The following is a 20998-nucleotide window of genomic DNA, read 5'->3' on the forward strand; positions in this document are numbered from 1 at the left end:
AGGTCCAACCGCCACAAAGCCTTTCATTCAGGAGGACGTCATGGAACGACACAGCTCTGCAACCTTGATAACCACCCTCCTCTTCGTTTTCTCCTCCTGCGTGCTGGCCGCTCCCGACAGCCAGCGCCAGGCCCAACTGCAACACCTGCTGGAGCAGGATTGTGGCGCCTGCCACGGCCTGTACATGACCGGCGGCCTCGGCCCGCCCCTGACCCACGAAGCCCTGGCCGGAAAATCCCGCGACAGCCTCATCGCCACCGTCACCCTCGGACGGCCCGGCAGCGCCATGCCCGGTTGGGCACCACTGCTCGCACCCGACGACATTCGCTGGCTGGTGGACCGGCTCCTTCAAGGAAAACCCGCCTCATGATCCGTTCTTTGCTCTCCTCCACCGCCATCGCCCTGCTGCTCTGCGGTTGCGCCCAGACACCGTTGCGCGGCACCGGCGATTTGGGCGTGGTGGTGGAGCGCGCCAGCGGCAGCCTGCAAATCATTGAAAGCGACACCCGCACCGCCCTGGGGCGCGTCGAAGGCCTGGGCGACTTGTCCCACGCCTCGGTGGTGTTCTCCCGCGACCAACGCTACGCCTACGTGTTCGGCCGCGACGGTGGCCTGAGCAAAGTCGACCTGCTGAGCGCGCGCATCGAGCGCCGGATCATCCAGGGTGGCAACAGCATCGGCGGTGCAATCAGCCAGGACGGCAAGCTGATCGCCGTCTCCAACTACGAGCCTGGCGGCGTCAAGGTATTCGATGCCCAGACCCTGGAACAGGTCGCCGACATTCCCGCCACGCCGTTGGCCGGCGGCCAAAAGCGCTCACGGGTGGTCGGTTTGGTGGATGCGCCAGGGCAACGCTTCGTGTTCAGCCTGTTCGACACCGGCGAGATCTGGACCGCCGACTTCAGCCAAGGCGTCACCCCGCGCATCGAGCGTTTCACCGCCATCGGCCAGCAACCCTACGATGCGCTGATCACCCCGGACGGGCGTTATTACATGGCCGGGTTGTTCGGTGAAGACGGCATGGCCCAACTCGATCTCTGGCACCCGGAGCGCGGGGTGAAACGGGTACTGGGCCATTATGGCCGCGGCCAGGCGCGGCTCCCGGTGTACAAGATGCCGCATCTGGAAGGCTGGGCCCTGGCCGACCAGCAAGCCTTCGTGCCTGCCGTCGGGCATCACCAGGTGTTGGTGATGAACGCCCAGGATTGGCAGCAGACCGACGCCATCGCCGTGGCCGGCCAACCGGTGTTCGTCACGGCGCGTCCGGACGGTCGGCAGTTGTGGGTCAACTTTGCCTACCCGGACAACGACCGCGTCCAGGTCATCGACACCCAGACCCACGCCATCGTCGCCGACCTGCGGCCAGGCCCGGCGGTGCTGCACATGGAGTTCACCGCGCGGGGTGACCAGTTGTGGCTGTCCGCCCGGGATGGTGGTCAGGTGCAGGTCTGGGATCCTTATCGCCTCGAACGCCTGAACAGCCTGCCGGCCCTCAGCCCGAGCGGCATTTTCTTCAGCAGTCGCGCGCACAAGCCGGGGTACTGACCATGACTTCAAGCTCACTGGCCCGGCGCCTGATCGATCAATTCCAGCATGGCCTGCCATTGTGCGCCGAGCCCTATCGGGCCATGGCCGAGACCTTGGGCTGCAGCGAAGCCCAGGTCATCGACTGCCTGCAGCACCTGCAAGTGGCCGGGACCTTGTCGCGGGTCGGCCCGGTGTTCGAACACACCCGGGCCGGGGCCAGTACCCTGGCCGCCCTGGCCGTGCCCGAAGAGCGCTTGCACCAGGTGGCCGCACGCATCAGCCAATACCCGGAAGTCAATCACAACTATGCCCGCGAACATCGCTACAACCTCTGGTTCGTGCTGACCGGCCCCAACCGCGCCCACCTGGAAAACATCCTCCAGGAACTGGAGAACGACACCGGTCTCACGCCACTGGACCTGCCCATGCTGACCGCCTACCGCATTGACCTGGGCTTTGCCCTGGAGGCCACCCCATGAAAAACGCCCTGAGCGAACAACAGTCACTGGCACTGCGCCGCTTGCTGGAAACCGGCCTGCCCCTGACACCGCGCCCCTTCCAGGCCCTGGCCGAGCAGATCGAGGCCAGTGAGCCGCAGGTGCTCGAGCAAGTGCAGCATTGGCATGAACAGGGGTTGTTCCGCCGTGTCGGCCTGGTGGTCAACCATCGCGCCTTGGGGTTTGCCGCCAACGCGATGCTGGTGCTGGACGTGCCGGACGCCTTGGTCGATGAAGTCGGGCGTCGCCTCGGGCAAACCCCGGGCATCAGCCTTTGCTACCAACGCCCCAGGCGCCTGCCCCAGTGGCAATACAACCTGTTCTGCATGATCCACGGGCGCCAGCGTGACCGTGTCGAGGCCCAGGTCCAGGCGCTGCTTGAAGAACATCTGCTGGACGACCTGCCCCACCAGTTGCTGTTCAGCACGCACCTGTTCAAGCAATGCGGCGGACGTTTCGCCGCCCCGGCCGGAGCCCGTATCGATGGATGACCTGGACCGGCACCTGATCAATCGCCTGCAACTGGGCCTGCCGCTGGTGCGCCACCCTTGGCAGGCCCTGGCCCAAGAGCTGGACAGCAGCAGTAGCGAATTGCTCGACCGCCTGCATGAGCTGCTCAACGACGGTGTACTCACCCGCTTCGGCCCGATGTTCGACATCGATCGCCTGGGCGGTGCATTCACCCTGGCGGCGCTGGCGGTGCCCGAGCCGCGCTTCGAGGCCATCGCCGAGCTGCTCGCGGACATGCCCGAGGTCGCCCACAACTACCGCCGCGAGCACAGCTGGAACATGTGGTTCGTGCTCGCCTGCCCCAGCGAACAGGCGATCAACGACACCCTGCTGCGCATCGAACACCTGACCGGCCTGGTGCCGCTGAACCTGCCCAAAGAGGAGACCTACCATGTCGGCCTGTATTTCCCCGTCTGAGTCTTTGTGGCATGTGCCGCCACGGCTGGATGAAACACCCTTGGCGCTGCGCCTGGTGGAACTGACCCAGGCTGGCCTGCCCTTGCTTGAAGACCCCTGGGCCTGGCTGGCCGAGCAACTGGAACTGAGCGTGGAATCCACCCTCGACCTGCTCAAGCGCCTGCAGGACGAAGGCGCGATCCGCCGCATTGCCGCCGTGCCCAATCACTATCGCCTGGGCTATCGCCACAACGGCATGACGGTCTGGGACGTGGCCGATGCCGACATCTCCCGTCTCGGCGCCCTGCTGGGGGCGCAGCCCTTCGTCAGCCACTGCTACAGGCGCCCGCGCCGGCCCGGCTGGCGCTACAACCTGTTCGCCATGGTCCATGGCCGCAGCCGCGAAGAAATCGACAGCTACCGCGAGCACCTGCGCTACCTGCTGGGGGACGCCTGCGCCGCCGACGACATGCTGGTGAGCAGCCGCATCCTGAAAAAAACCGGCCTGCGCCTGTCACCTGTGGGAGCAAAGCTTGCTCGCGAAACAGATGCGTCGGTTTTATGAAGGACCGCATCGGCTTCATCGCGGGCAAGCCTTGCTCCCACCAAGGCTTGCTCCCACAACGCGGGGATAAGCCGCGCTGAACTCGGACATCGATCGAAATCGAAGGAGCGCCTTATGTTGAGGATCAGCCATTACCTGCGAGCCCTGGCCGGGCATTGCCCCGCCCCACGTGTCGCGCCACCGGGCAGCAGCCGTCCGCCAGTGGTGATCTGGAACCTGCTCAGGCGCTGCAACCTGACCTGCAAGCACTGCTATGCAACGTCGGCCGACAGCGTGTTTCGCGATGAACTGGACACTCCGGCGGCGCTTCAGGTCATCGACGACCTGCACGATGCCGGCGTGCGCGTGTTGATCCTGTCCGGCGGCGAACCGTTGTTGCGCGAGGACCTGTTCCAACTCAGCGCCTATGCCCGCGACAAAGGTTTTTTCCTCGCCTTGTCCACCAACGGCACGCTGATCGACGCGTCCAATATCGAACAGATTGCGGCGGCAAACTTCGATTACGTCGGCATCAGCATCGACGGCCTGGAAGCGACCCACGATGAATTCCGTCAGCTCAAGGGCAGTTTCGCCAGCTCCATGGCGGCCATCCGGCTCTGCCGCGAACAAGGTATCCGGGTCGGGTTGCGCACCACCCTCACCCAGCAGAACCATGCCCAGTTGCCACGTTTGCTGGACTTGATGAATGAGTACGACGTACAGAAATTCTACCTGTCGCACCTCAACTACAGTGGCCGGGGCAAGCGCAGTCGCAAGCTCGATGCCCATCAGCAGATGAGCCGCGAGGCCATGACCTTGATCTTCGAACGAGCCTGGCGCGACATCGAACAAGGCCGCGACAGTGACTTCGTCAGCGGCAACAACGACGCCGACGCGATCCTGCTGCTGCAATGGGTCGCCCGGCGCCTGCCCCAACACTACGCCGCACTGGAGCAGATGCTGCGGGCCTGGGGCGGCAATGCCTCGGGCAGCGGCATCGCCAACATCGACAATACCGGCGAGGTCCACCCCGACACGTACTGGTGGCAGCACTCGGTGGGCAATGTCCGCCAGACGCCATTCAAGACACTCTGGCTCGATCGCCCCGATACCCTGCTGCTGAAACTGCGCGAACACCCACGGGCCGTGGGCGGCCGCTGCGGACAGTGCCGCTGGCTGGCGATCTGCAACGGCAATACCCGCACCCGCGCCTGGGCCGACGGCGACCTGTGGGGCCAGGACCCCGGCTGCCACCTCAGCGACGAAGAAATCGGCTTGCACGCGATCCCCAGCGTTGCGATGCCCTGCGCCTGATCAACCGACGGCGAACCTGATACCGAACCAAGGAAGTCCCATGCCTGCCTCCATTGTTTTGCCCGCTGCCCTGCAATCGCCCTTCAGATCGGGTGAAGTCGCCCTGGTCGGCGCCGGCCCCGGTGACCCGGGCCTGCTGACATTGCGCGCCTGGAGCCTGTTGATGCAGGCCGACGCGGTGGTCTACGACCGCTTGATCAGTTCGCAATTGCTCAGCCTGATCCCGCTGACCTGCGCCCGACACTACGTCGGCAAGGCCGCCGGCTGCCACAGCCTGCCCCAGCCACAGATCAACGAACTGCTGGCCGACCTGGCCGACCAGGGACAGCGGGTGGTGCGACTCAAGGGCGGTGATCCGTTCATCTTCGGTCGCGGTGCCGAGGAGCTGGAGTATCTGCTGGCCCGCGGCATCGATTGCCAAGTCGTGCCCGGCATCACCGCCGCGGCCGGTTGCAGCACTTATGCCGGCATTCCCCTGACCCATCGCGACCTGGTCAATTCCTGTCGCTTCATCACCGGTCATTTGCAACGCGAAGGCGACTTGAACCTGCCCTGGCAAAGCCTGGCGGATGACAGCCAGACCCTGGTGTTCTACATGGGTCTGTCGAACCTCGGCACCATCGCCGCACAACTGATCGCGGCGGGCCTGGCGACTGATACGCCGGCGGCGCTGATCAGCAACGGCACGCGCCCCGACCAGCAGGTCCTGCGCGGCACCCTCCAGCAATTGCCAGAGATGGCGCAGGCATGCGGCGAAGGCCTGCCGACCCTGACGGTGATCGGCAAGGTGGTTGGCTTGTTTGCCCATCAGGCATTGGAGCATCCGGCCCGGCTGCGCCCGGCCCTGCCGCTCCAGCCAGGTATCGCGAGGGTGGCCTCATGAGAATCGGCTGGCTTGCCCCATTGCTGTGGATCGGTGCCGTCCACGGCGCCACGGCGCCTGAACCGGACCTGACGTTGGCCGAGCAGAACTACCAGCAACACTGCCAGCAATGCCACGGGGTGAACCGTATCGGTGGTGCGGGGCCGGCGCTGTTGCCCCAAAGCCTGAGTCGGATCAAGCCCGACGAAATCCGCCAAGTGATCGAAAATGGCCGCCCGGCCAGCCAGATGGCGGCGTTCGGTGCGGTGCTCGAGCCTGCGCAGATCGATGGCTTGACCCACTATCTCCAGCGTCCACCCGCCGTCGAACCGACCTGGAGCGAGGACGACACGCGCCGCAGCCATCGCCTGCTGGCGGATGTCGCCAGCCTGCCCGATAAACCCCAGCACCACGCCGACCCGCTGAACCTGTTCGTGGTGGTGGAGGCTGGCGATCATCACGTCGATATCGTCGATGGGGATCGCTTCGAGGTCCTGGCGCGCTTCGCCTCACATTTCGCGGTACATGGCGGGCCGAAGTTTTCGCCGGACGGACGCTTCGTCTATTTCGCCTCCCGGGACGGCTGGATCAGCCTGTATGACCTGCACAACCTCACGCTCATCGCCGAGGTGCGGGCCGGGCTCAATACCCGCAACCTGGCGGTGAGCAAGGACGGGCGCTGGGTGCTGGTGGGCAACACGCTGCCCGGCAACCTGGTGGTGCTGGATGCCCGCGACCTGTCACTGGTCAAGACCGTTGCAACGGTGGGGCTGGACGGCCAGGCGTCGCGGGTCAGTGCGGTCTATACCGCGCCACCGCGCAACAGCTTCATCGTCGCCTTGAAAGATGTGAAAGAGGTCTGGGAACTGTCCACCGGTCCGAATCCGGACTTTGTGCCCAGGCGGATCGAGGCCGAGGATTACCTCGATGATTTTTCCTTCTCGCCCGATTACCGACAGCTGCTCGCCACCTCGCGCAAGGCCCAGGGCGGCCAGGTGATCGACCTCGACACGGGGCGGATCGTCACCGACATCGCGCTGCCGGGCATGCCGCACCTGGGCTCGGGGACCTATTGGAAACGCGATGGGCACTGGGTGTTCGCCACGCCCAACATCAGCAAGGGGCTGATTTCGGTGATCGACTTCGACACCTGGAAAGTCATCAAGCAGATCCCCACCCTGGGGCCGGGTTTCTTCCTGCGCAGCCACGTCAACTCTCGCTACGCCTGGACCGATGTGTTCTTCGGCCCGGACAACGATGCCATCCACCTGATCGACAAACAGACCCTGGAAATCGCCCATACCCTGCGGCCCATGCCCGGCAAAACCGCCGCCCACGTCGAGTTCACGCGCGACGGCCGCTACCTGCTGCTGAGCATCTGGGATACCGATGGCGCGCTGATCGTCTACGACAGCAACACCCTCAAGGAAATCAAGCGCCTGCCCATGAACAAGCCTTCGGGCAAGTACAACGTCGGCAACAAGATCGAGTTCGCCGAGGGGACGTCACACTGAAAAAAAGGGGGGCTGATGCGCAGCCCCCCGAGAGTAAACTCCCCCGCCACAAAAGACTGCGACGGTGTCCAGTTGGAATGACTATTGTGGCGAGGGGATTTATCTGTGGGAGCAAGGCTTGCCCGCGATAGCCGCGCCGCGGTCGAACTGCTGGACCGCGTTATCGTTCATCGCGGGCAAGCCTTGCTCCCACAGGCCTTGCTCCCACAGACGGCGTCGGACCCAAAGGATCCAACTATTACCAGGTGAGCACCGCCCCCACCGCAAAGGTGTCGGTGTCTTCGTTCTGGGCGCTGGTGTCGTGGCCGTTGATTTCGAATTGGTTGTACTCGGCCACGAGCTTGAGGTTGTCGTTGATGTCGTGGAACAGCGCGACGCCACGGGTTTCGTAGTCGGCGCCACTGCCCACCACGCCGTTGCCGTCGTCATCGGTCTTGCCGTAGGACAACGCCAGGCGGTTCTTGCCCAGCTTGTAGGAGCCCTGCAACAGGTAGCCCTTGCTGTCGACATTGCGCAGGGTGGCTTCACCGGCGTTGTTGGTGAAAAACGGGTTGATGCCCTTGGCCTGGAACCCCGAGCCGGTCAGCGACAACCCGCCCATCTTGGCCTGCACGCCATACCCCAGGCCCTTGGAAGTGACCGACTCAACGGTGGCGTCGGTGTTGTCCGAGGTCTGGTAGCTGCCGTTGAGCCAGCTGTAGATCTTCGCCCCGCCCAGGTCGAACTGGTAGGTGATCTCGCTCTCGGTGCGCGGGTTTTCCTGATAGGCCTTGCCCGTGGCGCTGTTGTCGTTGGTGTCCACCGGGTCCATGATCCCCACCGCCACGCGCAAGCCCTCCATCACCGGCGTGCGGTAAGTGATCTGCGAGGTCGGGAACGGGTACGGATAACCGCTGCCGATGTTACCGAACGAGACGCCACCGCCGTCCACCAAACCCAGGGTGTCACTGACCTGGCCGTAACCGGCGAGCAACTCGTCCAGCAGGATGTTGGAGCGGGCAAACAGGCCGAAGTCCTTGCCGATCAGCACCTCACCCCACTCCGGGTTGGCCACGGTACCGTAGAACTGGCGCACGTCGATGGCGGTGTCGGTGCCATTGGTTTCACTGTCGTTGATGGTCACCCAGAACGAGGCCCGGGCACCGAGCTTGAGGTCATCGACCTGCTTGCCCATGTTGAAGCCCAGGTAGTTGGGCAAGAAACCCATCTTGACCCGCGCCTGCCGACGGTCGTACTGCTCACCGGCGCGGTCGACGTCGCTGTTGACGTAAAAGGCGTTGATGTAGCCGTCGGTGGAAAAGGTGGTCTGGTCCTTGTCGTACAGCATGATTTCGGCGTTGGCCCAAGGCATCAGGCCCAGGCTCGAAACACCTACGATGACCGCAGGCAAAAAACGTTGGCGGGTATTTTTATTGTTGTGCATGGCGCGCTCCGCAACAGGGGACGGGATGTCGGAGGCGATTATCGAAAGGCGCCCGGGCGCGTCATACGCTGCCTTGGAGGCAATTGGCGGATGCTTTGGCAGCGCCGGCCCGGCGCGGCAGTTTGGGTGTAAGACGGCGAGGCTGGCGGGCGCGGTACTTTGGGTGTGGGCCGCAGGGCGGCCTATGGAATGCAGGGTTGGTGCTGGAGTAGCACCGACTTGTGGCGAGGGGGTATCTGTGGGAGCAAGACCTGTAGGAAGTCTGTGGGAGCAAGGCTTGCCCGCGATGAACGATAACCTGTAGGAAGTCTGTGGGAGCAAGGCTTGCCCGCGATGAACGATAACGCGGTTCAGCTGTTCGACCGCGGCGCGGCTATCGCGGGCAAGCCTTGCTCCCACAGGTATCAGAACCGCGGCTTGACGGTCTTCCACTCCGGCCGGTAACGCTGCATCTGCCGCACATCGTCGCGCTGGCGGATGCCGCAACTGAGGAACTGCTCATGCAGCTTGCCCAGTTGATCCCGGTCCAACTCCAGGCCAAGACCAGGCGCCCGGGTGATCTTCACGCAGCCGTCGACAATCGGCAGCTTGCCGCCCTTGATCACTTCTTCATCCGGTTCCTGCCACGGGTAATGGGTGTCACAGGCGTAATCCAGGTTCGGCACCGCGGCCGCCACGTGGGCCATGGCCATGAGGCTGATGCCCAGGTGCGAGTTCGAATGCATCGACACGCCCAGGCCGAAGGTGCTGCACATTTTCGCCAAGGCCTGGGTGTCGCGCAGGCCGCCCCAGTAATGGTGGTCGGCCAACACGATCTGCACGCTGTCCAGCGCCACGCTGCGGCGAAACTCATCGAAATCGGTGACCACCATATTGGTCGCCAGCGGCAGCCCCGTGCGTTTATGCAGCTCGGCCATGCCCTCAAGCCCCGGCGTCGGGTCTTCGTAATACTGCAGGTCATCCCCCAGCAGCTCGGCCATGCGAATCGAGGTTTCCAGGGACCAGTTGCCATTGGGATCGATGCGCAACGGGTAGCCAGGAAACGCCCGTTTCAGGGCCTTGATGCAGGCGACTTCATGCTCCGGATCGAGGGCGCCGGCCTTGAGCTTGATGCTCTTGAAGCCATAGTCCTGGATCATCCGCCGGGCCTGGACAACGATCTGCTCTTCGTTGAGCGCCTCGCCCCAACTGTCGGGCGGGTACGGCGAGTCGATGTGCTCGGCGTACTTGAAAAACAGATACGCACTGAACGGAATCTCGTCACGAATCGCGCCGCCCAGCAGGTCCACCAGCGGCACGTTCAGGTAATGGGCCTGCAAATCCAGGCAAGCCACTTCGAACGCCGAATAGGCATTGCTCACCGCCTTGCTCGCGTGGGAACCCGGCGCCAGTTCGGCACCGGCAACGCTGACCGGTTTCTGCGCGGCGACGGTCGCCTGGACGATAGCCCGCAACTGGTTGAGGTTGAACGGATCCAGGCCGATCAACTGGCTCTGCAACTGCTGCTGGATCGCCAGGGCCGGCGCATCGCCGTAGCTCTCCCCCAGGCCGATGTAACCGTTGTCGCTCTCGATCTCGATGATCGAGCGCAACGCGAACGGTTCATGGATGCCGCTGGCGTTGAGCAAGGGTGGATCGCGAAAAGCGATGGGGGTGACAGTGACGCGTTTGATCTTCATACAGCGGCTCCCGATGGGCCAGGTTTCAAAGCTTGAGAGGTTTGCGACTGATCGGCTTCGACAACGGTTTCAGGCCGGCCGGACAGTGAATTCGGGGTATCGCGCTTCGGTGCGGTGCGGGCGAAAAAGATCACCACGGCGGCGACAAGCGAAGTGGCAGCCAACCCATACAGGCCGCCCTCGATGGAGCCGGTGGTCTGCTCCAGGAAACCGAAGGCCGTCGGCGCGACAAAGCCGCCGAGGTTACCGATGGAGTTGATCAAGGCGATCACCGCCGCCGCGATGCGCGCATCCAGGTAGCCTTGGGGAATCGGCCAGAACAACGCCGACGCCGCCTTGAAACCGATCGCTGCAAAACAGATCGCCACGAAGGCAAAGATTGGCCCGCCCGTGGTGGACATGAACATGCCGAACGCGGCGACCACCAGCGTCACCGCGACCCAGGCCTGTTGGAATTTCCATTTGCCGGCCAGGGCGGCAAAGCCGTACATCGCGATGATGGAAATGATCCATGGAATGGAGTTGAGCAAACCGACCTGGAAATCCCCCAGGTTGCCCATTTTCTTGATCATGCTCGGTAGCCAGAACGTGGCACCGTAGATGGTCAGGGCGATGGAAAAGTAGATGAAACAGAACAGCGCGATCTGCCGGTCGGCCAGCAATTTGAACATCGATGGTTTGACCACCTGGGCCGCTTCCCGGGCCCGTTGCTCTTCGGCGATGGCGGCGATCAATACGGTTTTCTCTTCAGCGCTCAGCCATTTCGCCTGGCTCGGGTGCGACTGCAGCCAGAACCAGACAAACCCGCACAGCACGATGGAGGCGAAACCTTCGATCAGGAACATCCACTGCCAGCCATGCAGGCCCATACCGCTGATGTGCAACAAGGCGCCAGACACCGGGCCGGAAATCACCGAGGCGATGGCCGAGCCGCTGAGGAAGATCGCCATCGCCTTGCCGCGCTCGTTGGCGGGTAGCCATTGGGTGAAGTAGTAGATGATGCCGGGAAAGAACCCCGCCTCCGCAGCTCCGAGGATGAAGCGCAGCACATAGAAACTGGTCTCGCCGCGCACAAAGGCCATGGCCATGGCCGCCGCGCCCCAGGTGAACATGATGCGTGTCAGCCACGCCCGCGCGCCGTAGCGTTGCAACAGCATGTTGGACGGCACTTCAAACAGCGCGTAGCCGACGAAGAACAGCCCGGCACCAAGCCCGTAGGCTGCGGCGCCAATACCCAGGTCGGTTTCCAGGTGACTGCGCACGAAGCCGATGTTGACCCGGTCGATGTAGTTGACGATGAACATCACCACCACCAGCGGCAGGACATGACGTTTGACCTTGGCCGCCGCGAGCGCCAGGGTGCTGTCATGGGTGGAGTCCGTTACGTTATTCAAGAGGTGCCTCCCGATCATTGTTTTTGTGAGGAACGGGACGATGATGGACGCGGCGGATTGTTCCCGTCTAATCTAACTTGGCACTTGATTGATACCTGGATTGAATCAATGTTTGAACTGGCCCAGCTACGCTGCTTCACCACCGTGGCGACCGAACTCAACTTCCGTCGCGCCGCCGAACGCCTGAACATGACCCAGCCACCGCTGAGCCGGCAGATCCAATTGCTGGAGCACCACCTGGGCGTCGAACTGTTCACCCGCAGCACCCGCAGCGTGGCGCTCACTGCTGCCGGCCGGGCGTTTTTCATCGAAGCGCAGAACCTGCTGGAACAGGCGCAACAAGCCGCCATCGCCGCCCGGCGCTTTGCCCAGGGTGACATCGGTTCGGTGACCATCAGCTTCGTCGGCAGCGCGGTGTACGAGTTTCTGCCCAAGGTGATTGCCGAGGCCCGGCTGAAACAGCCCCAGGTCAAAATCGTCCTGGCGGAGATGAACACCTACCAGCAGCATGAAGCCCTGCGCGCCCGGCGCATCGACCTGGGCATCGTCCGCTCGCCACTGCTAGAGACCGGCTATGCCACCGAATGCCTGGTGCGCGAACCCTTCGTGCTGGCGGTGCCTGCCGGACATCCGCTGGCCAGCGCCGAGACCGTGAGCGTCCAGGATCTGGACGCCCAACCGTTCCTCATGTACTCCCACGCCGCCTACCCGCCCTTCAACGAACTGCTCACCGGCATGCTGCGCTCGGCCCGGGTTGCGCCGCAGTTCGTGCAATGGCTGGGGTCGTCGCTGACGATCCTGGCACTGGTCAACGCCGGCATGGGCCTGGCACTGGTGCCGCGTTGCGCCAGCAGCGTGGTGTTCAAGCAGGTAGTGTTTCGCGAGATCGACCTGGGCGAAGGGGTGCAAAGCGAATTGCATCTGGTGTGGCGCGAGGACAACGACAACCCGGCGTTCACCATGTTGCTGGAGGGGATTCGGGGGGCGGTTCGGGAAGGCTTGTGAAGGCGGAGCAACAAGGCCCGTGCGGTTGGCAGTGCCTGACGGAACCCAACGTTCCACCGAGCTTCGCGGACTTAGGTTGTGAGGGCGCTTGCGGCGCCCCCCACAACACTACCTGGCGACTACCCAGGCTTGTGGTTATCCAGTACTCGATTGACCGCTAGCTCACCCAACATGATGACCCGTTGCAGCACCAGCATCGTTTGGCGTCTTGGGCCGTCCGTCAAATCGGTGAGGTCGCTGACCATCACGCTGGCGGATGCCAAGGATTGGCACGCCTCAACGAGCAACGTTTCGTCATCCACCGCTGCGTCGATGGTGAAGATCGTGCTGGGCTTGCGGGGCGGTATCTGCGTTTTCGTCGCCCCGGGGTTCAGGTAGTACTTGAGCGCGCGGTCTGCCGCCTCTTTCAACTTTTCGGGGTCGAGAGAGTCGCCGTAGAGTACCGAATCGATATCCGGGGGGTTGGGAGTTACTTTGAACATAAGTGACAATTCCTACATTGGAGCTGCAACCGTTCTCGACTAAAAGAAGGGTGGCGGCTGTACGCAGGTTAGTCGACCGGTAGGAATTGGTAAAACCCGGCGCGCTCGAGGGCGCCCTGCGCACAACCACCATTTAGTGCAGGAATATAAATAACCTGACTGAACGGTGCTCAAGCACCTTACCAAACCTGATGGGCGACTAAACCCGACCACTGATGGGCAGTGGCAGGTCAACGATAGAGGCCAGGGGCAAAGCGCAAAAGCCGGCGGATTCTGACGCATGCGTAAGTAAGGACGCAAGGTCTCGTAGCCTTTAGAGCGTAATGTGGAATGTATTTAAACGTGTCGAGCTGGATATGTTTATGGCAATTAAACGGGGCGATTTTTCTTCGTTATTTCTTGGGGCTGTATTGGTGTAAATACAGTGCCTTACGGGACGCTTTGGCCTCATCGATATTAAACGAGGTCATGCCGTAGATAATATGTTGGCGGATGCTTTGGGGAATTTTCCTACAGTTGACCGGCTATAAATTGTTGCGTTATCACATGGCACCTTGCCCGATATTTACCTGCGGTTCCTCATAGACCGATTGGACTTTGATCGTTCCCACGCTCTGCGTGGGAATGCATCCCGTGACGCTCTGCGTCACCTTCCAGAAGCGGAACGCGGAGCGTCCCTGGCGACATTCCCACGTGTTCCATGAGAGCTTGCTCCCGCTGGGCTGCGCCTGTAGGTGCTGTGTAGGAGCTGTGTAGGAGCTGACGAGTGCAACGAGGCTGCGATCTTTCCTCTGTCCATTGAGTCCAAAGCGAAAGATCAAGATCAAGATCAAGATCAAGATCAAAAGATCGCAGCCTTCGGCAGCTCCTACACAAGCCCAGCGGGAGCAAGCTCCCTCGCCACATTGTCAGCGCTCTTGAGCCATGCACCCGGCTGGTTTGCCAACATCTCACTCCTAGTTGTACGATGACCGACGAGCACCCATCGCTCGCGCTCCCGATACCTACAAAAATAAGGAAATCCCCATGAAAAAAGCCACATTGGTCATCAGCTTCTTGTGCCTGTTCAGCGGCTACGCAGCGGCAGCCACTTCATCGGCCGAGCAGGAAGTGGCCCAGGCCGTCGACCACCTGACCCAAGCCATGCTGCACAAAGACATCCCACAACTCCAGGCACTGGCTGCCGAGAACCTGACCTACGGCCACTCCAGCGGCAACATCCAGGACAAGAAAGCCTTCATCGCCGACATCGAAACGGGCAAGAGCGCGTTCAAGACCCTGGAAATGAAGAACCAGAAAATCACCCTGTCCGGTGATGTGGCGCTGGTGCGCAACCACTTCTCGGCCCAGGCGCTCAAGGGCACTGAGGTGGTGCCAACGGAAATCGAGAACTTCCAGATCTGGCAGAAGCAGAAGAATGGCAAGTGGCTGCTGATCGGTCGTCAGGCGTTTCGGTTCTGATAGCGGGTTGACCGGGTCCACGAGATATCTGTTTTTGATCGTTCCCACGCTCTGCGTGGGAATGCATCCCGTGACGCTCTGCGTCACACTCCAGAAGCGGAACGCGGAGCGTCCCTGGCGACATTCCCATCAGCCTTAAAAATCACATGACGGTTTGCTCCCCTCACCGGTAGTTTTTTCCCCTCAATCCGCGGCCCACTGCTCCCGGTACTGCAGCAAAAAATCCACAAAAGCGCGCACCCGCTGCGGTACGTACCGGCCGTGAGGATAGAGCAAGGTGAACGGCCGGGAGCGACCCGCGAAAGGCGCAAGCACCTCCACCAACTGCCCGTTGGCGAGCTCCTGTTCGACGATGAATTTGTAAGTCTGGAACAAACCGGCACCATGCTTGGCCAGTGTCACGCCACCAAGCACATCGTCCGAACAACAGTAACCCCCTTCGCCGAACACCTCCTTCTCCTTGCCCTCGACATTGAACAACCAGGAAATCCGTCGCCCGCTACTGGGCAATTCGAACTGGATGCACTCGTGGTCGTCCAGGTCTTCAAGGGTCTGCGGCGTGCCGGCCTTGTGCAGGTAGTCCGGGGACGCGACCACTACCAGTTTCGCGTCTTCCAGCAACCGGGCGATCATCGACGAGTCGGGTTGGGCTCGCACCCGGATGGCAAGGTCATACCCCTCGGCAACAAAATCGATGTTTCGATTGCTCAGGTGCAGGTCCACAGTCACTTGCGGGTACAGCGCCCGAAAGGCCGGCAGCAATGGCAGGATGCGGTGATGACCGTAGGTGGTGGGCAGGCTGATGCGCAACTGCCCGGACGGCACCGATTGCGCGCCCATCATTTCCTGTTGCGCCTCGACCAGTTGCGTCAACGCCTGGCGGCATTGCTCGAAATAGGTCTTGCCGGCTTCCGTCAGGCGAATGCTGCGGGTGGTGCGCACGAAAAGCCGTGAACCCAGGCGCTCTTCCAGGCGAAAGATCGAGCGGCTCACCGCCGCCGGGGTTACCCCCGCCAACTGCGCCGCCGCCGTGAAGCTGCCCGCCTCCGCCGCCAGGCAAAACAGTTCTATGCTGCCCAACTGCAGGTCTTCGAAATGACGCTTCATGATCCATTACACCGCGTATCAACTGAAGTTTCCAAAGGCCTGTTTATCAGTCTGCGGCATATAAATACAGTGGGCCCTCAACGGCGTGGGATTCTTCCTGCGCACTTTCTCAGCAGCAGGAGTGCAACATGCCTTTCGTCAATGTGCGAATTACCCGAGACGGCGTCACCCGGGAACAGAAAGCCCAGGTGATTTCCGAAATCACCGAAACCCTCCAGCGCGTGTTGGGCAAGGACCCGCACTTGACCCATATCGTGATCGAGGAAGTCGACACCGATAACTGGGGGTACGCGGGGATGACGACGACAGCGTATCGAAGTCTTCCGAAGGAATAACGCTCTGCCCTTTCGAGCCCGGTCCAACTGACCGGGCTTTCTATGTCTACCACCCCAATAACTCTGTGGGAGCGAGCCTGCTCGCGATAGCGGTATGTCAGTCAACATTTGAGTCGGCTGATATGCCGCTATCGCGAGCAGGCTCGCTCCCACAGTGGTTTGTGTTGATCCGATCATTGATTACATGACGTATCAACTCAAGTACCAGAAGCCTTATTTATCAAACCCTGGCGCATCAATACCCTGAGCTCAACCACCGCCAACACAGGCGCACCGGTTCAATTCAATGTGATCAGGAGTCAATCATGAGCCTCAACAAAACCGTCATCATCACCGGCGCTTCCAGCGGGATCGGCCTGGGTTTGGTCAAGGCGTTCCTGGGTCGGGGTTATAACGTGGTGGGCAATGCCCGCTCCCCGTCCGGCCTGGACGCTGCCGCCGCCGAGCTCGGCCACCCGGCCGGTTTCATCGGCGTGGCCGGCGACATCGCTGACCCGGCCACTTCAACCGCCCTCATCAGCCAAGCCGTCGCGGCGTTTGGCGCCGTTGACGGGCTGGTGAACAATGCCGGTTTCTTCCTGCCAAAACCCTTCGTCGAATACAGCCCCCAGGACCTGGACGCGCTACTGGACACCAACCTCAAGGGGCTGGTCTACGCCAGCCAGGCTGCTGCCGCGCACATGATCGGGCGCCAGCAAGGCTTCATCATCAACATTTCAGCCGCCGTGGCCCTGCAACCGAACATCCAGGTGCCGGCAGCACTGCCGGTGTTGATCAAGGGCGGTGTCAACCAGATGACCCGCGCCCTGGCCCTGGAACTGTCGCCCCACAACATCAAGGTCAATGCCGTCGCCCCCGGCATCATCGACACGCCCATGCACGACCCGGCTCACCGCGAATTCCTCGACAACCTGGCGCCGGCCGGTCGCGTGGGCACCGTCGAGGAAATTGCCGAGGCCGTGTTGTACCTGGCGGGCGCCGATTTCACGACTGGCGCGATACTGCCGGTGGACGGTGGGATGAGCACAGGCAAGTGGTAAACAGGCAAGTGGTAAAAAGAAAAACCCCGAAGGCAGGACCTTCGGGGTTTTCATGACGCATTGGATTCAGAGCGTGTAGGAAATACCGGCCTGCACGGTCCGCGGTGCGCCTGGGTAGGCATAGACGTTACCGAATGCGCCTTCTTCGTAGTCGGCGTCGAACAGGTTCTTCAGATCCAGGTTGAGGCGGATCCGCTCGTTGACCTTGTAGTAGCCGAGCAGGTCCACAACCGTGTAGCTGTCCATGGAGAACGCATTCGCCGCCGTCTGGCCGGCCCGTTCATCCACATACTTGGCGCCTAGCCCCAGGCCCAGCCCTTTGAGGCCGCCATCCTGGAACTCATAGACGTTCAACAGGCTGAAGGTGTTCTTGGGCACGTTGAGCAAGCGGGTGCCGGACGGGATATTGCTGTCCTTGGTCACTTCGGCATCCACATAGGCGTAACCACCGATCATGCGCCACTCCGGCGTCAAATTGCCCGCCACGTTCAGGTCGAAACCACGGCTGCGCACTTCGCCGGCGGCCACGCTGAAGGTGGAGTCCACCGGGTCAGTGGTGAGCACGTTACGTTTTTCGATCTGGTACACCGCCGCATCGACGCTCAACTGGCGATCCAGCGCTTCCCACTTGACGCCCATTTCGTAGGACTTGCCCTCTTCCGGCTTGAACCCGCCACCTTCGCGACTGGCACCGCTGTTGGGTTTGAACGATCGGGCAGTGTTGGCGTAGACAGCCACGGTGTCGGTCAAGTCGTAGATCACACCCAGGCGCGGGGTGACGGCGCTGTCGGTGACGTTCCAGTTCCGGCTACCGGGCGGGTTCTGCGGGACAAAACTCTCGTACTCATGCTCGAACCGCTCAAAACGCGCCCCGGCCAACAGCTTCAAGCGCTCAGTCAGCGCCACCTGATCCTGGACGAACACACCAAACGTCTTCAGATTTTCCTGGTCATTTGTGGGCGTGCGCGTCAACGCCGGGCGTGGCTGGCCATACACCGGGTCGAAGATATCGATCGGGTAGGCCCCGACAGCGCCGGAGGAGCGCTGGATAATGGACTGGTAGTCGTAGTCTTCATACTCGATACCCGTCAGCAACGTGTGCTCGAACCCGCCAGTGGAAAAATGCCCGGTGAGGTTGAGCTGAGTGTCGCGGTCGGTCCATTCCAATTTGCGGTAGTTGAAGTTGCGACCCAGGGTACGCCCATCGGCGGCGATGCCATTGCCTTCGATGGCATTGCCCTGCAAGGTGCCGTCGAGCCACTGGGTACCGCCGGCCAGGGTCCAGTCGTCGTTGAGCATGTGCTCGAAACGCACCTGCAGCATGTTGTTGTCGTTATGCAACTTGCCGGCGTCTTTTTCGCCGAAGAACGTATCGCGCGACGCGGTGCCGCGCTGGCCGGCGTAATGGGTCACGCCACGGTCCAGCGGCGCATTGTTGCGCATGAAATCGCCTTCGAAGGTCAGGCGCGTGGTGTCGTTGACCTGCCAGCTCACCACCGGCGCGATGCCGTAGCGCTCGGTCTCGACGTGGTCGCGGAACGTGTCGCCGCCCTCGCCGATCACGTTCAGGCGATAAGCCAGGCGCCCTTCTTCATCCAACGGACCGGAGGCGTCCAGCGTACCGCGACGCATCCCCTGGTCGCTGACCTGGCTGCCCAGGGTCACCGTGCGCTCGGCCAACGGTTGCTTGGACACCACGTTGAAGGTGCCGCCCGGGTCGCCACGGCCATAGAGCATGGTGGCCGGGCCGCGCAGGACTTCCAGCCGCTCGATGGTGTTGGCGTCCGGCATGTTCGGGTAGCCACGGTTGATCGGGAAGCCGTTGCGGTAGAACTCTCCGGTGGTGAAACCGCGTACGGTGAAGGTGGTCAGACCCTGGCCGCCGAAGTTGTTGCCCCGGCCTACCCCGCCAGCGTAATCGAGGGCGTCCTGCAGGCGCGTGGCGCCGAGGTCTTCGACAACGTCGCGAGACACCACGGAAATGGATTGCGGGGTTTCATGGATCGCCGTGTCGGTACGGGTGGCGCTGGCCGAACGGGTGGCGTGATAACCCTTCACCGGGCCCTGTGCTGATTCATAGTTTGAATCACCCACGATATCCGTGGCTTGTAATTCAAGGGAGGCCGGCTTGGCAGGGATTGGCTCTTCGGCCCAGGTAGGAACGGAATAAGCCTGGAGCACACAGAGTGAAACGAGAATCCGACGCATCGATGCACAATCCTAATGGAAACAAGCCACCCACATCGGGAGGCTGACAAAAATGTGTCGCGAAAGATACAGTAACTCATTGTCGTTTGATATCTATTCCCATTAACACTGATGTTTTTTGTGACCGGTCAGTCCGTCATCGCGAGCAAGCTTTGCTCCCACAGAGATCTTCAGTGGGTACAAGTCTTGTGACTGGCCCCGGCCCTCCCCTGTGGGAGCAAAGCTTGCTCGCGATGGCGCCAGAACAATCCCCCCATACCCTATTGGCCCGCCACAATCGACTCCTGCTCCACCCGCTGGAAGAACACCTGCGCACGATGATCCTGGGTATAAGCCACGTTCAACCGCAACCAGTCGCACGCCTCGCCCTGGGGCAGGAACGTCGAGCCTTGGGACAGTTGGATCTGCAGCTCCCGGGCGATCTGCTGCACCCGTTGTGCCGCCAGGCACCGCGGCCTGGCCCAGACGAACAGGCCCCCCATCGGCTCGGCAAATACCTCCCAGTGGGCCGGGTCCAGTTGGCGCAGCGTACTTGCCATCTGCTTGTTCAGGCGCTGGCGCAAGCGCTGGATCAGCTTGCGATAGGCACCGTTGGCCAGCAACGTCGCCACCACGTTTTCAGCCAGCAGCGAACAACCGATGCCGGTAATCATCTTGACTTCGGCCAGGCGCTGGATGATCTCGGGATGGGCGACCACGTAGCCGACGCGCAGCGAACTGGACAGCGTCTTGGAAAAACTCGCCAGGTAGATCACCCGGTCCAGGGCATCCAGGGAGGCCAGGCGTGAGGTCGGACCGTTCTGGAAATCGGCGTAGATATCGTCCTCGATGAGGCGAAAGTCATGGGCCGTTGCCAGTTGCAGCAGACGATAGGCCACGCTCGGCGCCAGGCTGGTGCCGGTGGGGTTCTGGTACATGCTGTTGATGAAGAAATACGAAGGTTTATGCTCGCCGAGAAGCTGTTCCAGGCAGGCGATGTCCGGGCCTTGGGCGGTTCTTGGCACCGCCACGGTCTTGACCCCATGCAGCTTCAGCAGATTGAACAGGTTGTAGTAGCCGGGGCTTTCCACCAGCACCAGGTCACCGGGCTTGAGCAGGGTTCGCACCAGCAGGTCGAGGCCCTGGCTGGCACCTTGGGTGGTGATGATTTGCGCCGGGTCGACGTGAATATCGATCAGGCCCAGGCGCTTTTGAAGTTGCAGGCGCAGATGAGGCGAGCCCAACGGGGTGCTGTAGTTGAACAACGCGTGGTTGTCGCTGCGCACCACTTGGCGGATCGCTTGGCCCAGGTCGGTGTCGTCGCGCCAGGCGTCGGGCAGCCAGCCACACCCCAGCTTGAGCTGCGTCGATTCATTGTCGAACAACCGCCACCGCGCGTTATCCATTTCGGGCTCCGGCTCCACGGGCCGGACCAACTGCTGCGCGACAAAAAAACCCGCGCCGTGCCGGGACTCCAGCACCCCACTGGCGACCAGTTGGTCATAGGCCTTGATCACGCTCGACAGGCTCAGGCCGTTTTCCCGGGCCAGTTGGCGAATCGACGGCATGCGCGCGCCGGGGCGGATGCCATGGGCGTTGATCCAGCCCATGAGGTGCGTCACGAGTTGCCGGATCACGGGCTCGGCAACGTTGCGATCGATCTTCAGGTCCACGGCTGGCACTCTTGGCTAAGTGTTCTCGAATTTTGAGCGAACAGTTAA

At 62.0% G+C, this 20998-nt stretch carries 20 protein-coding genes; 13 read left to right on the plus strand and 7 right to left on the minus strand.

All coding sequences use genetic code 11. The annotated features are described in order from the left end of the window. Positions 1-40: 40 nt before the first annotated feature. The 9 genes from ASC85_RS27455 (at position 41) to ASC85_RS27495 (ending at position 7164) form a co-directional block, all read left to right on the plus strand. Positions 41-370, plus strand: a complete 330-nt coding sequence (locus ASC85_RS27455) for a c-type cytochrome (RefSeq protein ID WP_057452141.1) — start codon at positions 41-43, stop codon at positions 368-370. Beyond that, entirely contained in the window at positions 367-1545 is a 1179-nt protein-coding gene (locus ASC85_RS27460) for a cytochrome D1 domain-containing protein (protein WP_057452142.1), read from the plus strand. The genes ASC85_RS27455 and ASC85_RS27460 overlap by 4 nt, the downstream gene beginning before the upstream one ends. A 2-nt stretch (positions 1546-1547) precedes the next feature. Continuing rightward, positions 1548-2006 (plus strand): Lrp/AsnC family transcriptional regulator, encoded by a 459-nt coding sequence (locus ASC85_RS27465; RefSeq protein ID WP_046065825.1) that lies wholly within the window; start codon positions 1548-1550, stop codon positions 2004-2006. Next, complete coding sequence (gene ahbB, locus ASC85_RS27470) at positions 2003-2515, plus strand: siroheme decarboxylase subunit beta (protein ID WP_057452143.1); 513 nt, start codon at positions 2003-2005, stop codon at positions 2513-2515. Before ASC85_RS27465 ends, ahbB (ASC85_RS27470) begins: the two co-directional genes overlap by 4 nt. Continuing rightward, on the plus strand, positions 2508-2951 hold the full coding sequence (locus ASC85_RS27475) for an Lrp/AsnC family transcriptional regulator (protein WP_057452144.1): 444 nt from the start codon (positions 2508-2510) through the stop codon (positions 2949-2951). Before ahbB (ASC85_RS27470) ends, ASC85_RS27475 begins: the two co-directional genes overlap by 8 nt. Beyond that, positions 2926-3495, plus strand: coding sequence for a siroheme decarboxylase subunit beta (gene ahbB, locus ASC85_RS27480; RefSeq protein ID WP_082534523.1), 570 nt, complete (start codon positions 2926-2928; stop codon positions 3493-3495). Before ASC85_RS27475 ends, ahbB (ASC85_RS27480) begins: the two co-directional genes overlap by 26 nt. A gap of 114 nt (positions 3496-3609) precedes the next feature. Beyond that, on the plus strand, positions 3610-4788 hold the full coding sequence (gene nirJ, locus ASC85_RS27485; protein WP_057452145.1) for a heme d1 biosynthesis radical SAM protein NirJ: 1179 nt from the start codon (positions 3610-3612) through the stop codon (positions 4786-4788). Between the two features lie 40 nt (positions 4789-4828). Further along, the gene (gene cobA, locus ASC85_RS27490; RefSeq protein WP_057452146.1) at positions 4829-5671 is read left to right on the plus strand and encodes a uroporphyrinogen-III C-methyltransferase; all 843 of its coding nucleotides are present in this window, start codon (positions 4829-4831) and stop codon (positions 5669-5671) included. Then, positions 5668-7164 (plus strand): nitrite reductase, encoded by a 1497-nt coding sequence (locus tag ASC85_RS27495; protein WP_057452147.1) that lies wholly within the window; start codon positions 5668-5670, stop codon positions 7162-7164. The genes cobA and ASC85_RS27495 overlap by 4 nt, the downstream gene beginning before the upstream one ends. Before the next feature lie 238 nt (positions 7165-7402). Here the strand turns inward: ASC85_RS27495 and ASC85_RS27500 are convergent, their stop codons facing one another. The 3 genes from ASC85_RS27500 to ASC85_RS27510 form a co-directional block, all read right to left on the minus strand. Further along, a complete protein-coding gene (locus ASC85_RS27500) occupies positions 7403-8587 on the minus strand; it encodes a porin (protein ID WP_057452148.1) in 1185 nt (394 codons plus the stop codon). A 404-nt stretch (positions 8588-8991) separates the two neighbouring features. Then, positions 8992-10266 carry a glucarate dehydratase family protein gene (locus ASC85_RS27505; RefSeq protein ID WP_057452149.1) on the minus strand — a complete coding sequence of 425 codons (1275 nt, stop codon included), beginning with the start codon at positions 10264-10266 and terminating at the stop codon, positions 8992-8994. Then, on the minus strand, positions 10263-11660 hold the full coding sequence (locus ASC85_RS27510) for an MFS transporter (RefSeq protein ID WP_236712416.1): 1398 nt from the start codon (positions 11658-11660) through the stop codon (positions 10263-10265). The genes ASC85_RS27505 and ASC85_RS27510 overlap by 4 nt, the downstream gene beginning before the upstream one ends. Before the next feature lie 108 nt (positions 11661-11768). Between ASC85_RS27510 and ASC85_RS27515 the strand changes: the two genes are divergently transcribed. Continuing rightward, the gene (locus tag ASC85_RS27515; RefSeq protein ID WP_057452151.1) at positions 11769-12665 is read left to right on the plus strand and encodes a LysR substrate-binding domain-containing protein; all 897 of its coding nucleotides are present in this window, start codon (positions 11769-11771) and stop codon (positions 12663-12665) included. Between the two features lie 119 nt (positions 12666-12784). On the opposite strand, the gene ASC85_RS27520 is transcribed toward ASC85_RS27515, so the two are convergent. After that, entirely contained in the window at positions 12785-13147 is a 363-nt protein-coding gene (locus ASC85_RS27520; protein WP_014339143.1) for a DUF6124 family protein, read from the minus strand. Positions 13148-14173: 1026 nt separating this feature from the next. Between ASC85_RS27520 and ASC85_RS27530 the strand changes: the two genes are divergently transcribed. Then, positions 14174-14608: a nuclear transport factor 2 family protein gene (locus tag ASC85_RS27530; protein WP_057452153.1), complete on the plus strand. Its 435-nt coding sequence runs from the start codon at positions 14174-14176 to the stop codon at positions 14606-14608. Between the two features lie 183 nt (positions 14609-14791). On the opposite strand, the gene ASC85_RS27535 is transcribed toward ASC85_RS27530, so the two are convergent. Next, positions 14792-15715, minus strand: coding sequence for a LysR family transcriptional regulator (locus ASC85_RS27535; RefSeq protein WP_057452154.1), 924 nt, complete (start codon positions 15713-15715; stop codon positions 14792-14794). Positions 15716-15843: 128 nt separating this feature from the next. Here ASC85_RS27535 and ASC85_RS27540 point away from each other — a divergent pair, with 128 nt between their 5' ends. After that, a complete protein-coding gene (locus ASC85_RS27540) occupies positions 15844-16050 on the plus strand; it encodes a tautomerase family protein (protein ID WP_013693518.1) in 207 nt (68 codons plus the stop codon). A 305-nt stretch (positions 16051-16355) separates the two neighbouring features. Next, entirely contained in the window at positions 16356-17090 is a 735-nt protein-coding gene (locus tag ASC85_RS27545; protein WP_057452155.1) for an SDR family NAD(P)-dependent oxidoreductase, read from the plus strand. A gap of 66 nt (positions 17091-17156) precedes the next feature. Here ASC85_RS27545 and ASC85_RS27550 read toward each other — a convergent pair whose 3' ends face one another. Together ASC85_RS27550 and ASC85_RS27555 are read right to left on the minus strand one after the other, a co-directional pair. Further along, positions 17157-19298 (minus strand): TonB-dependent siderophore receptor, encoded by a 2142-nt coding sequence (locus ASC85_RS27550; protein WP_057452156.1) that lies wholly within the window; start codon positions 19296-19298, stop codon positions 17157-17159. 260 nt (positions 19299-19558) lie between these two features. After that, the gene (locus tag ASC85_RS27555; RefSeq protein ID WP_057452157.1) at positions 19559-20950 is read right to left on the minus strand and encodes an aminotransferase-like domain-containing protein; all 1392 of its coding nucleotides are present in this window, start codon (positions 20948-20950) and stop codon (positions 19559-19561) included. Positions 20951-20998: the final 48 nt, after the last annotated feature.

This window comes from Pseudomonas sp. Root401 (assembly GCF_001425105.1).
Lineage (GTDB): Bacteria > Pseudomonadota > Gammaproteobacteria > Pseudomonadales > Pseudomonadaceae > Aquipseudomonas > Aquipseudomonas brassicacearum.

Excerpts from the sequence above, each read along its gene's own strand:
- ASC85_RS27455 (WP_057452141.1), top strand. The coding sequence starts at position 41 with ATGGAACGACACAGCTCTGCAACCTTGATAACCACCCTCCTCTTCGTT.
- ASC85_RS27460 (WP_057452142.1), top strand. The coding sequence starts at position 367 with ATGATCCGTTCTTTGCTCTCCTCCACCGCCATCGCCCTGCTGCTCTGC.
- ASC85_RS27465 (WP_046065825.1), top strand. The coding sequence starts at position 1,548 with ATGACTTCAAGCTCACTGGCCCGGCGCCTGATCGATCAATTCCAGCAT.
- ahbB (WP_057452143.1), top strand. The coding sequence starts at position 2,003 with ATGAAAAACGCCCTGAGCGAACAACAGTCACTGGCACTGCGCCGCTTG.
- ASC85_RS27475 (WP_057452144.1), top strand. The coding sequence starts at position 2,508 with ATGGATGACCTGGACCGGCACCTGATCAATCGCCTGCAACTGGGCCTG.
- ahbB (WP_082534523.1), top strand. The coding sequence starts at position 2,926 with ATGTCGGCCTGTATTTCCCCGTCTGAGTCTTTGTGGCATGTGCCGCCA.
- nirJ (WP_057452145.1), top strand. The coding sequence starts at position 3,610 with ATGTTGAGGATCAGCCATTACCTGCGAGCCCTGGCCGGGCATTGCCCC.
- cobA (WP_057452146.1), top strand. The coding sequence starts at position 4,829 with ATGCCTGCCTCCATTGTTTTGCCCGCTGCCCTGCAATCGCCCTTCAGA.
- ASC85_RS27495 (WP_057452147.1), top strand. The coding sequence starts at position 5,668 with ATGAGAATCGGCTGGCTTGCCCCATTGCTGTGGATCGGTGCCGTCCAC.
- ASC85_RS27500 (WP_057452148.1), bottom strand. The coding sequence starts at position 8,587 with ATGCACAACAATAAAAATACCCGCCAACGTTTTTTGCCTGCGGTCATC.
- ASC85_RS27505 (WP_057452149.1), bottom strand. The coding sequence starts at position 10,266 with ATGAAGATCAAACGCGTCACTGTCACCCCCATCGCTTTTCGCGATCCA.
- ASC85_RS27515 (WP_057452151.1), top strand. The coding sequence starts at position 11,769 with ATGTTTGAACTGGCCCAGCTACGCTGCTTCACCACCGTGGCGACCGAA.
- ASC85_RS27520 (WP_014339143.1), bottom strand. The coding sequence starts at position 13,147 with ATGTTCAAAGTAACTCCCAACCCCCCGGATATCGATTCGGTACTCTAC.
- ASC85_RS27530 (WP_057452153.1), top strand. The coding sequence starts at position 14,174 with ATGAAAAAAGCCACATTGGTCATCAGCTTCTTGTGCCTGTTCAGCGGC.
- ASC85_RS27535 (WP_057452154.1), bottom strand. The coding sequence starts at position 15,715 with ATGAAGCGTCATTTCGAAGACCTGCAGTTGGGCAGCATAGAACTGTTT.
- ASC85_RS27540 (WP_013693518.1), top strand. The coding sequence starts at position 15,844 with ATGCCTTTCGTCAATGTGCGAATTACCCGAGACGGCGTCACCCGGGAA.
- ASC85_RS27545 (WP_057452155.1), top strand. The coding sequence starts at position 16,356 with ATGAGCCTCAACAAAACCGTCATCATCACCGGCGCTTCCAGCGGGATC.
- ASC85_RS27550 (WP_057452156.1), bottom strand. The coding sequence starts at position 19,298 with ATGCGTCGGATTCTCGTTTCACTCTGTGTGCTCCAGGCTTATTCCGTT.